This is a genomic window from Methylobacter tundripaludum SV96, assembly GCF_000190755.2.
In the GTDB taxonomy this organism is placed as follows: domain Bacteria; phylum Pseudomonadota; class Gammaproteobacteria; order Methylococcales; family Methylomonadaceae; genus Methylobacter_A; species Methylobacter_A tundripaludum.
This window is the reverse complement of sequence record NZ_JH109153.1, coordinates 247,750-260,210: the sequence shown is the minus strand read 5'-3', so window position 1 is coordinate 260,210 and position 12,461 is coordinate 247,750. Positions and strand designations below refer to the sequence as shown.

Annotated in this window: 2 protein-coding genes and 1 other RNA gene; 2 read left to right on the top strand and 1 reads right to left on the bottom strand. The window is 54.9% G+C overall.

Translation table 11 applies throughout. The features are described 5' to 3' along the window. Positions 1 to 163: 163 nt before the first annotated feature. A complete protein-coding gene (locus METTU_RS14165) occupies positions 164 to 2,383 on the top strand; it encodes a sensor domain-containing protein (RefSeq protein ID WP_254257973.1) in 2,220 nt (739 codons plus the stop codon). Positions 2,384 to 2,810: 427 nt separating this feature from the next. Here METTU_RS14165 and METTU_RS14160 read toward each other — a convergent pair whose 3' ends face one another. Further along, on the bottom strand, positions 2,811 to 11,348 hold the full coding sequence (locus tag METTU_RS14160; protein ID WP_006892419.1) for a glycoside hydrolase family 94 protein: 8,538 nt from the start codon (positions 11,346 to 11,348) through the stop codon (positions 2,811 to 2,813). 555 nt (positions 11,349 to 11,903) lie between these two features. On the opposite strand from METTU_RS14160, the gene ssrA reads away from it, so the two are divergent. Next, positions 11,904 to 12,295: a transfer-messenger RNA gene (gene ssrA, locus METTU_RS22590) on the top strand. The last annotated feature ends 166 nt before the right edge of the window (positions 12,296 to 12,461 follow it).

Genomic DNA, 12,461 nt, shown 5'->3' with positions numbered 1-12,461 from the left:
CGACCTACGACCTACGAACTACGAACTACGAACTACGAACTACGAACTAACCCTAGCTACGCGCTTTCGTTTTCTTGGTGCTAAAAACTCCTTAGCGTGAGTGACATCAGTCTATAATACCTTGCAAAAATATTGGGATATTCACGATGTACAGAGAGAACGTGTGACAAAAACAAACAAACCATTTACCGATGCCGACAACTTGCGCCGACGCGCCAATCAACAGCTTGCCCAGCAACAGCCAACCGTATCCGGCATTGAAATGGACGCAAAAAAACTGCTGCACGAATTACGGGTTCACCAGATCGAGCTGGAAATGCAAAATGAGGAACTGCTTACAGCGCAGACTGAAGTGGAAGCGAGTCTGGAACGTTACACCGAACTCTACGACATGGCGCCGGTCGGTTATCTTACGTTGGGGCGTGACGGCGCTATCCAGCAGATCAATCTCAGGGCCGCCAGACAGTTGGGAATATTCCGTTCGCAGCTAAAACAGCAACGCTTTTCAAGCTTTATCAGCGTTGATTCTTTGCCTGTTTTCAACGATTTCCTGTCCGGCGTATTTGTCGGCAAAACGGCTCAAAGCTGTGAACTGACCCTGCTCCCTGCCGACCGGAGCCCAACGCTGATTATACAGTTCGAAGCCATTGCCAATGATGACGAGCAGACCTGTCGCGTGATACTCATCGATATTACCGAACGTAAAGGCAATGAAGATAAACTGAAACTTGCGAACCTGGTTTATCAAGCGATTGGCGAAGCCATCATGGTGGCGGATGCCGATAACCGGATTGTCACCGTCAATCCGGCCTTCACCGAACTGACCGGTTACTCATTGCAGGAGGCCGTCGGTCAATCGACAACGCTGCTCAAGTCAGGACACCAAAACGAAGCGTTCTACCAGATCATGTGGCATGCGCTGGAAACGACAGGGCATTGGCAGGGCGAAATATGGAACCGGCGCAAGAGCGGCGAAATATACCTTGAATGGTTGACGATTAACACTGTTTACGACGACCAAAACAAGGTGCGGCATCGGGTCGCGACGTTCTCGGATATTACCGACCAGAAACATGCGGAACAGACCATCTGGCAGCAGGCTAACTTCGACTCGTTGACCGGCCTGCCCAACCGCCACTTGTTTTACGAGCGGCTGGAGCAGGAAATGAAGAAATCCCGGCGGGTGGGCTTACCGCTGGCATTGCTGTTTCTCGATCTCGATCATTTCAAGGATGTTAACGATACGCTGGGCCATTGCAAAGGCGACCTGCTGCTCAAGGAAATGGCGCAACGCCTGCTCAATTGCGTACGCAGTACCGACACCGTCGCACGTCTGGGCGGCGATGAATTCACTATTATTCTGGCTGAATTACAAGAGCAAGACAGTATTGAGCGCCTTGCCCAGGACATCCTATGTCAGCTGACCAAACCGTTCGAGCTGGCGGGCGAGATTGCTTATGTGTCGGTCAGTATCGGTATCACCTTATATCCTGAAGATACCGATGACATCGACGTGCTGATAAAAAATGCCGATCAGGCCATGTATGCCGCAAAGGATCAGGGCCGCAACTGCCGCCACTACTTTACCATCTCAATGCAGGAAGCCGCGTTGACCCGAATGCGGCTGATCAATGACCTGCGTAATGCATTGGTTGAGCGCCAGTTCTGGCTGGCTTACCAGCCGATTGTGGAATTGACCACCGGTTTCATCCACAAGGCGGAGGCGCTGATTCGCTGGCAGCATCCGACCCGCGGTTTGATCAGCCCGGCCGATTTTATCCCGGTCGCCGAAACAACCGGCATGATCATCGACATCGGTGAATGGGTGTTTCGCGAGGCGGCGCAACAGGCGGCTCAATGGCGTACCAAACACCATAACGAGTTCCAGATCAGTATTAACAAATCGCCTGTGCAATTTCAAAAAGAGGACAATGGACATCTCGCCTGGTTTGAGCATTTACGGGAACTCGGCCTGCCTGGGGAAAGCGTGGTTATTGAAATTACCGAGGGACTGCTGATGGATGCCGGGGCTTTAATTACCGGCCAACTGCTGGCTTTTCGAGATGCAGGCATTCAGGTATCGCTGGATGATTTCGGCACAGGTTATTCTTCATTATCCTATCTGAAAAAATTCGACATCGATTATCTCAAGATTGACCAGTCGTTTACCCGCAACCTCAGCCCTGATGCCAATGATCTGGCGTTGTGCGAAGCGATCATCGTGATGGCGCATAAATTGGGCATCAAGGTAATCGCAGAAGGCATAGAAACGCAGGAGCAGTGCGATTTACTGATGGCAGCCGGTTGCGATTACGGACAAGGCTATTTGTTTTCGAAACCGGTGGCCGCGGGTGAGTTCGAGAAACTGTTGGGCGCGGGCTAAGCGTTAACCCCATTCCCATGCGCTGTGCCGCGAGTCACAGGTCCCGCCTGTTTATGCGGGTTCCCAAGCTCCAGCTTGGGAACCCAGATGACGAAGCTCCAGCTTCGCGAGACGGGAAGCTGGAGCTTCCCACACGGAATTCCCAAGCGGGAGCTTGGGAACTAGCCCTAACGTTGCAAGTTAGACCTTCCAGGTTTTAAAAACCTGGAAGGTCTGCCTATCGGCATGTTTCTCGTCTAACGACAGCTCGCAGATACTTGCGTATAACTGATGAGCGTAGCGCGTGGGAATGAGGAGAGTAGGGCGCGCCGTGCGCGCCTTTCCCGATACTTGAGAAACCCTGCTATCCTTGGCGCGCACGGCGCGCCCTACACCGGTGGAAACTATCGCACTTAAGGACAGTGATGCAGCGCCGTAGAAACTAAAATCACCCCATTACCACCAACACCTGATGCGTCTTCCCATCGTGCAGCAGCGGAATACTGCCGCCTGATTGCGGCACGCCGTCCAACTCAATCACCACCACGCCCTTCGACACGCCATTGGGATTATTGACGATGATTTCATAGCAAGTTTCTTCGTGCCGGTAACGTAAAGTGTAACTACGCCACTCACGCGGAATACAAGGATTGAAATGCATTTTGCCTGCGCGGATATTCAGGCCCAGCATCCATTCCAGACCAGCACGGTAAAACCATCCCGCAGCGCCGGTATACCAGGTCCAACCTCCGCGCCGCGCATGGGGCGGTACGGCATAAATATCCGCCGCTATCACATACGGCTCGACTTTGTAGGCATAAACTCCGGTCCGGTTTGCGGTGCGATTGATCGGGTTCAGCATATGCAGAAGATCGGCTGCCTGATCGCCGTCGCCGAGCATCGCGTAGGCGATAACGCACCAGACCGCCGCATGGGTATATTGCCCGCCGTTTTCCCGGACGCCCGGCAAGTAGCCTTTGATATAACCGGGGTCCAGCGGCGTTTTGTCGAAGGGCGGCGTAAACAGCAACACCAGATCATCGCCGTATTGGATCAGGTATTCCCGGACCGAATTCATCGCCAGCCGCGCCCGCTCGGGGTCGGCGGCGCCGGAAATGACGCCCCAACTCTGGGCCAGCGAATCGATGCGGCATTCGGTGTTGGAGGCCGATCCCAGCGGCGTACCGTCATCGAAATAGGCGCGTCGGTACCAAGACTCATCCCAGCCTTCCGCTTCCACCGCCGCTTGCAGCTTGGCCGCATGTGCGCGCCAAGCTACGGCGTGTTCGGTGTCGCCGCGTGCCTGGGCCAGATCGGCAAATTCCGACAAGGTAGCGATCAGGAACCAGGCGAGCCAGACGCTCTCACCTTTGCCCAGATGGCCGACACGGTTCATGCCGTCGTTCCAGTCGCCGCAACCCATCAGCGGCAGACCGTGTGCGCCGACTTTTAAACTCAGATCCAGCGTTCGTGCGCAGTGCTCGAACAGGCTGGCTTGTTGCGCCGATTCAGTCGGTTCGAAATAGGCGTCTTCCTGTTCCTGCGTGAGTATCGGCCCTTCCAGGAACGGCAGCATCTCGTCGAGTACGGCGCTGTCGCCGCTCACTTTGACGTAGTGGGATGTCACATACGGCAGCCAGATAAGGTCGTCGGAGAAATGGGTGCGCACCCCGCGATTGGACGGCGGATGCCACCAATGCTGCACATCGCCCTCGACAAATTGATGTCCCGCCGCGCGGACCAGATGCGCGCGGACCAGGTCGGGCCGGGCGACCGCAAGCGCCATGCTGTCCTGTAATTGATCGCGAAAACCGAAGGCTCCGCCAGCCTGGTAAAAGGCGGCCCGCGCCCACATTCGACAGCTCAGGGTTTGATACAGCAGCCAGCCGTTCAACATCAAGTCCAGCGCTCTGTCCGGCGTATTTACCTGAACTTTTCCGAGCGTCCGCGACCATGATTGTTTCACGGCGGCAAAGGTAAGCTGCATGTCCGCGGCTCGATAGCGCTGGACCAGCTCGCTTGCATGATCGCGGTCGCTGCCTTGGCCCAACAGGAACACAATCTCGATGCTTTCATTGGCGGCAAGTTCGATCTGCGTGGTCAATGCCGCGCACGGATCGAGCCCCGCGCCAACGCGGTTTTTAAGCGCTTTGGCTTGACGCAAGGCTATCGGCGCATCCAGACTGCCGTTACGGCCGATAAATTCAGTCCTGTTACAGGTCCATCCTGTTTGCAAACCGGCCATATCGACAAAAGCAATGCGTCGGCCGAAGTCCACGTCCAGGCTGTTGTAGGCCAACAGGGCGCCGGTCGCCTGATCCAGCTCAGTGACAACATAAGGCGCGGTGGCGGTGCGCGAGGCGCCGAGCACCCATTCGACATAGGCGGCAACCGTTAATTTACGGGGGCGAGCGGAAGTGTTTTTCAACGTTAAAACTGAAATTTTGACTGGGTCGTCCGAGCTTACAAATTGCAGCAGCTCGCTGTGAATACCGTGAGAGGAATGCTCGAAACGACTGTAGCCTTGGCCGTGGCGAACCACATAACTGGCGTTATCGACGCGGATCGGCAACGCAGTCGGGCTCCATAAATCGCCGGTCTCGTCGTCATGCAAATAAAATATTTCGCCGGGAGCATCGCTGACCGGATCGTTCGACCAAGGCGTCAACTGGTTCAGGCGGCTGTTAAGGCTCCAGGTATAACCGCTGCCCAGCTCCGAGACGGTAAAACCGAATTCGGCATTGGCGATCACGTTAATCCAGGGCGCCGGTGTCCATTGGCCCTTGCCCAGCACGATCGCATATTCGCGCCCGTCCTCGGCAAAACCGCCCAGACCGTTGAAATATTCGAGATCGGCAGGGACGATTGATGGGGCGCTCCCGTCGGAACCGGTTGCCGACACGGTTTTGGGCTCGATAAATTTCGGTAGGAGCTTGGGATGCCTCATCAGTTGTTCGGCCAGGGTGCCGCGGTTGCTCAAAAGCACCGTGCGCGCTGTGGTTTGCAATAGCACGCGCTCCTCCTCCGAGAGTTGGTCGCCGCGCAGCACAAAAACATCGCCGTGTCCGCCGTACTCATGGATAGCCGCAAAAGCCTGGTTTTCCCGAACCATGCCTTCCATTAAGGTCTGCAACTCATTGGCGTAGGTGATTTCTTTTTCATTGAGGATCACCAAGTCGACGGATAAGCGCTTCATGCGCCAATACTCGTGGGCACGCAGCAATTGATCGACAATCGTCCGATCTTCTATCGATGCGACCCGCAGCAATACAATGGGTCTGTCGCCGGAAATGCTAAACCGCCATAAACCGGTGACATTCAAGCGGTTCAGGGGCATAAGCTTGCTATCGGCCCGTAGCGACGAATCGGCGTACAGCAAGCGGTTAGCCAGGGCTTGAAACAACTGGGCTTCGTCAGGCTTGATGCGTAAATGACGTAATTGGATATGCGCATGCGTCCAGGCAAGATCGGAAACCCGGTCGAAAGTGGCCGCGTTGTGATATTTGTCGGCCAAGTCTTCAACCGCCTGACGCGACGCGGCAACCAGCGTGGTAAAGGTTACGTGGACAGTCGCGCCCGGTTCGATACTGATCCGCGTACGCAGGCTGAAAATAGGATCAAGCACCGCGCCGACCGTATTGCTGAGCGGACGGCCATCGATCACGGAAGCCGGTGCGCGTAGCGTTTGTCCGCGGCCGATAAAACGCATTCGGTCGGTTTCGTATTGGAGTCCTGTACCGATGCCGCTCGATGCCAGCACATGAGCCGCCCAAATTTGCGGATCATTGGCCGCCCGAGGCCGTCGTTGCGCGATCAGTCCGCAGGCCTGCGGCAGGTATTCGGTCTGTATGAACAAATTCGAGAACGCGGGATGAGCGTTGTCAGCCATAGGCGACGCCAGCACAATTTCCGAGTAGGAGGTCACCTCAATTTCCTGGGTGTGCGAGCCGTTATTGGTTAAGCTCAAACACCTGATTTCCGCGTCATCCTCAGGCGAGACAATGATCTCCAAGCGACTGGCGATGGTGCCGTCTTCGCGGGAGATACGCACCCGGTCTTCGAGAAAAACCACCTCGTATTGATCGGGAACCGCTGTAGTCGGCTGGTACCCGGCCGACCAGATCCTGTCGCTGGCCAAATCGCGCAAATAAATATAACTGCCCCAGCAATCGCGCGTCACATCTTCGCGCCAGCGGGTGATCGCCAGCTTTTCGCAAACGCTGTAACCTGAACCGGCAGCGGTGATCATCACCCCGTAACGGCCGTTGGAAAGCAAATGCGCCGAGGGTGTCAGGGACATCGGCGACAGCAGGCGGCGTATCGGCAGTTGGATGATTTCTTTGACTTCAGCCTCGGCTTGGGTGAAGTCGGGAATGCCGCTGTCAAAGCCGTTCGGAACCCGCTCCTGCAACAGCAATTCAGCGCCCTGAATCATCGGCGTACGATGGAAACGATGGCGCATAACGCCATCGTGTATGACATTAGCCAAAGCCACCAACGACATGCCTTGATGATGAGCCATATAGCAGCGCACAAACGCCACTTTTTGGTCTTCCGCAAGTCGCGACGGCGTGAAATCGAGCGCTTCGAAAAAGCCGTAACGACCCAATGCGCCGAGCTTTTCCAGACGCTCGAAATTCAGCGCCGCGGCATGGGCGTGGTACATCGACGCCAAGGCCGTGGCATAGGGGGCAATCACCAGATCATAGGCGAGCCCTCGCTTCATGCCCAGACCGGGTACGCCGAAAGCGGAGTATTGATAAGTAAACCAACGGTCGCGGCCGTTAAACGCCGATTCCGATACGCCCCACGGCACACCACGCTCTTCGCCGTATTCAATCTGACTTTGCACGGCCAGCCGACAGGTTTGGTCGAGCATGCTGTAACACGGCGTATAAGTCACCAGCGCAGGCATCAGGTATTCAAACATCGAGCCTGACCAGGACAACAGCACGGTGCCGTTCGCGGTTCGCGTCAGCCGACGCCCCAAGTGAAACCAGTGAGCGCTCGGCACTTCGCGCTTGGCGATAGCGATAAGGCTGGTCAGGCGCGCTTCCGAGGCGAGCAGGTCGTAGTAGCTATCGTCGATAACGCCTTTTTCAACGCGATACCCCAGCGAGAACAAGCGCCGGTTAGTGTCATAGAGAAACCGAAAATCCATGTCGACGAACAGTTGATGGGCGAGTTCCGCCAGTGTATTGATCCGTTGGCTCAGCGTTTTCCAGTGCTGGACTTCCGGCTGCGAATCGTCGGCAAGGGGAAGCTTGAAATGGATCGACGAGCCGAAACTTTCCATGTCGCGCTGGTGGGAGTGGATGTCATTGTGCAGCAGCGTAGCCCATGCCGGCACTTCGCTGTTATCGGTCAGTTCGTCGCGCTCGGCGGCGTAAGCGCGCGCCAGATCCAGCAGGTTGTCGACGCAGGGAATCATGCGTCGCCACAAGCTGACCCAGTCATAATGAGTAACGGGATTGGACGCCAAAAAAACGCCCAGCTTGTCCGATTTTTTTTGCAGCTCTTCCCGGGTAACCATCAGCATGCGTCGGTCATCGTTGGTTTTGGCCAGCGCGGATACAAGCTGTCTATGGGTATCGGCAATGCCGTTTAACACGGTGGCAAACGGGTACGGTTGCTTGGTCAAATCTCTGCATCCCTCGGCAAGCACCAGCAGATGGGCCGCCAAGTTGCCGCTGTCCACGGTCGAGACATACCTGGGTTCCAGGGGATGCAAAGTGCGGGTGTCGTACCAGTTATAAAAATGTCCATGCAGCCGCGGCATCTTGTCCAGCGTGTCTAAAGTCGCTTCCAGCCGATCAACGGTGTCGATGAGGCCCAGCCAGCCGAAATCGTGCGCGGCGAGTACCGATAACAGATAAAGACCGAAGTTTGTCGGTGAGCTGCGATGAGCGATCTCGGCTACGGGGTCTTCCTGGAAGTTATCCGGGGGCAGATAGTTTTCCTGTTCCGTTACAAAAGCGGTAAAAAACCGCCAGGTGCGCCTGGCGACTTGCCGTAGCTGCAAAGCATCTTCAGGGAGTAACGATTCGGTCGGATCGGGTTTCGGCGGCAAACTCAGGATGTGGGCAATGATCGGTGACAGCAACCACAACAGCAGGAACGGTGCGGCAATTTCAAGTGAAGCGGGATTGAATAACAGTAAGACCAAGCCTGAGCAAACTACCACGATACTCAGACTGGCTATGGGTTTGATCAGGCTCTTTATGGAATGTCCTGAGGCTGCCTTGACTTGCAACGCAGTGACCCAGGTGAGCAATTCCCGTTTGGTGATAAACAGCCGCACCAAAGTGCTGGCGATGGCATCGGTCATCAGCCAGGCCTGTTGCGCCAACAGTGTCAATGTAATCAGGCTGTTGCTTAAGCCCAGTAACGCGTTTTCCGCGATGACGCGCAACTGGCTGCGCAACGCAATGTCGGGGCGAAGCTTCAAGTCCCCGGCGATGGACAGGAAGGCGGGAAAAGCCAAGGCTGTTAAGGTCAAGCCCATCAATATCGCAACCGGCGCATCCGGAATCGCCCACGCTGCCAACAGGGTAAGAAAGGCGCCCGGCGCTGAAAAAGTCCGGCGTAAGTTATCGATCATTTTCCAGCGTCCGATTAGCGGCATGCCTTTGCCGAGCGGACTGAAAATCCACGGCAATAATTGCCAGTCGCCACGCGCCCAACGGTGCGAGCGGGACGCGGCAACTTCCGTATGGGACGGGAATTCTTCATACAACTCAATATCGCTGACAAACGCACAGCGGGCGAACACGCTCTCGAACAAATCATGACTGAGCAAGGCGTTTTCCGGGACGCGCCCGGCCAACGCGGCCTCAAATGAATCGACTTCATACAAGCCCTTGCCGCTGTATGTTCCTAGCCCGAACAGGTCCTGATACACTTCGGACACGGAGATTGAATAGGCATCCACGCCGCACGCGCCGGAAAAAAGCTGATGAAACAGCGAATGCTCGCGCCGTTGCGGCAAAGTCGCTGTGACCCTGGGCTGTAGGATGCTGTACCCGCTAACGACACAGTGGGTGACCGGGTCGAGAACAGGCCAATTGAGCGGATGGGCGGCGGTGCCCACCAACTGTTGCACGGCGCCGATAGGCAATTTGGTGTCGGCATCCAGGGTAATGACATAGCGAACATCCGGCGGCACAAACGCAGGTTGTCCATGAATCGGCATAAAAGAAGTATCCTTCGCGCCGCGCAGCAGTCGATTAAATTCATGCAGTTTGCCGCGCTTGCGCTCCCATCCCATCCATTTGTTCTCGCTTGGGTTCCAGCCGCGTTTACGGTGATACAGGAAAAAGCGTTGTTCCCCGTACTTGGCGTTAAGCGCGTCCACCCCGGCAATGGCGCTGCTGAGCAGCAACGCATCTTCAGGCAAGGTTTCCTGATCCGCATCCACCCAATCGGACAGCAGGGCAAAATAAACATCGCCGACCGGATTGGACAAATAGTGAACTTCCAGTTCGTCGATTTGCCTTTTAACATTCTGTTCGTCGATAAACATGGTCGGCACGACAACAAAGGTGCGCAACGCATCGTGGATGCCGTCCTTCAGTTCAAGTCTGGGTAAATGACGCGGCGGCACCACGGAGATGACGAAGCGGTTGACCAAACAGGTGGCAATGTCCGAAGCGGGAAAGAAGGCAAACAGCGCAATCAGGGTAATCGCTAAGCTGCCTAAACCGGCGTCGAAAGCGGCGTTTAAAGGCAGGTTCAGTAACAGCAACGTGATTACGGCCAGACTGCCCAGATAAGCAGGCGCGGCATGGGCGACATAAGCGCGCAGTAACTTTTGCCCGAAGGTAGGCTGAAAGCCGACTTCCTGTTCGAACTCGCCGCGGCCTGCGCCGATCAGGTAATAGCCCGGTTCCTGGCTTTGCGGTCCGGCGTCCGGTTCTTTGCCGACACGGTCAATCTTGTCGATGACTTTTCGGGCGATTTCCGTTTCGGAATACGGCGAGTGTTTGGAGAGATCCTCAATCGCATGACGGTAGCGGTCTCGGGTCAGAAAATCCATCGCCCTGTAATTGGGGTGAGCGCGCAGGCATTGATCGACCAGGCTCGAATCTTCGACAAATTGCGGCCAGTCGAACGCCGATATGGCGCGCATACTGGTAATGATATTGCGTACGGTCAGGTTGGCGGCAATTTGGCCGGCATGTTCGCGGTGTACGATTTCATCCAGCGTGACGCCTTGTTCGGCCAGCCATTCATTCAGGAAATCGAGTGCAGGCGCAGGACCCGGATGCGGCTCGTGCAAGCGTTGCACGATCTGGACCGCAAAGGCTTGGCGGAAACGCGCGACGGGCAAGACGGCAGTCTGGGTCGAAAGATCGAGCCTGTCGGCTTGATCGACGAACTCGTCAGCCAGTCGTCGCCCGATTTGCGAGCGCATGACTTTTAACGCCAGCCGCCGCAAATTCTCAATCATCACGATACGTAGCGTGATCGGTAGCGCCCAAAGCTCGCCGATACTGAGCGGCTGGACTTCCTGGTAGGCGCGCATGAAAAGAGTCAGCTGTTCCGGAGAAAAACGACTGTCGGTATGAGCGACCAGCGCCCAGGCAATGCCGTAGACACGCGGGTAACCGGCAAGAAAACCGTCGGTTAACTTCGGTAACTGCTTATAAAATTTTTCGGGCAGATAGAGGTTGATGTCGTTGATCTGCTCTTCAATCACATGAAAATTGTCGAGCAGCCATTCCGCGGCCGGCGTGATGGCTCGGTGCTCGCGCGCCGCCTTGCCTATGGCTTGGTAAGCCTCAAGCAATACTCTGGAGTTTTCGCGAACCCTCGGCATCAGTTTGAGTCCGCCGGGGATAATCCGGGCTTTTTGCGCTTTCGCTAAACTGGCGGCATGCTGCGCCATCCGTTCATCGCTAAACAACTCAAACCGGATGGGTTCGTCCACACCGCCCGGATCGGCAAGCCTGGCGTTTCGTCTATGCTCCCGTAATTTCATTGTCATATGTATTCCCCCGTTTGGACTGCCGCTCGGTCGAGCACGCATTGATAGGTCATTTCGGCATCCCACTCTTACAAAGATAATTGGGTTCTATGTGAAATACAGTGGGCAATTAACTCAGCCTCCCGCAAAGTAAACAGGTTCGCACCGAGGATGTTGCTTTTTGAATATCAATAGATTAGAGAAATCAATGTTTTGAAGCAATAAGTAGTATTACCGATCGGCATAGACACAGCGGTATGATATGGCGTTGCCTAATCAGCAATAGCGACGGTTAAGGTCGTATTGTGGGTGCGACCGAACCGATATTCGAAATGAAATTTCTGGCGACTGACGGTGCTACTTCTCGGAGATTGGGTTGTTTGTCTCTGGCAAACGGAGGACACGATGGAGAGCCGTGTGCGGGAAAATCGCCGGCACGATTCGGAAATAGGGGAGGCTGCTACCCTATTTTTAGCTTCTGTAAACCAACGATTGCCGTCCTGAAAGCCGCATGAATACTGGTCAAAAAAAATAATTGTACAATTTTTAGCCAATTCATATAATATACACATCACGGGGGGCGACATGGCTTCGACGTGGGTAGCGAAACCTTAAGCGCATGCCGAGGACAGTACACCTCGTAAAATCTACTGAAACTAAAGTATTCGCAAATGACGAAAACTACTCAATGGCTTTAGCTGCTTAAACACAGCACCATTCCTCTGACCATCTGTGCTTATGCGGGTGGAGTTTTTAGTACCTTTTAGGTATGAGAGGCGCTCAGAGGTCATCTACATAAGATCGCGCTGAAATCTGTCCGGTGTGGATGCGCTAAAACCTTACGGAATCGCTGGTGATTTTCTTGGCCCGACGGGTAGTCACTGGCTAAATCAAAAGAGCGGGATAAGCATGTAGACCTTGTGGCGGAGTACTTGCGGACGGGGGTTCAATTCCCCCCGCCTCCACCAAATACTAAACCAAATAGAAACCCGCAAGCCGAAAGGCTTAGCGGGTTTTTTATTGCCCTGAAAAGCGTAGCAAAATCTTTGATCCTAAAAAATCATTACGTGGACAAAATGATTTTTTAGGATCAATTGACATATTGCGTATTTTCCGTAATATACGTATTTTGTG

What these genes read in the sequence shown, in the direction of transcription:
- METTU_RS14160 (WP_006892419.1), bottom strand. Translation starts at nt 11,348, where the DNA reads ATGACAATGAAATTACGGGAGCATAGACGAAACGCCAGGCTTGCCGAT.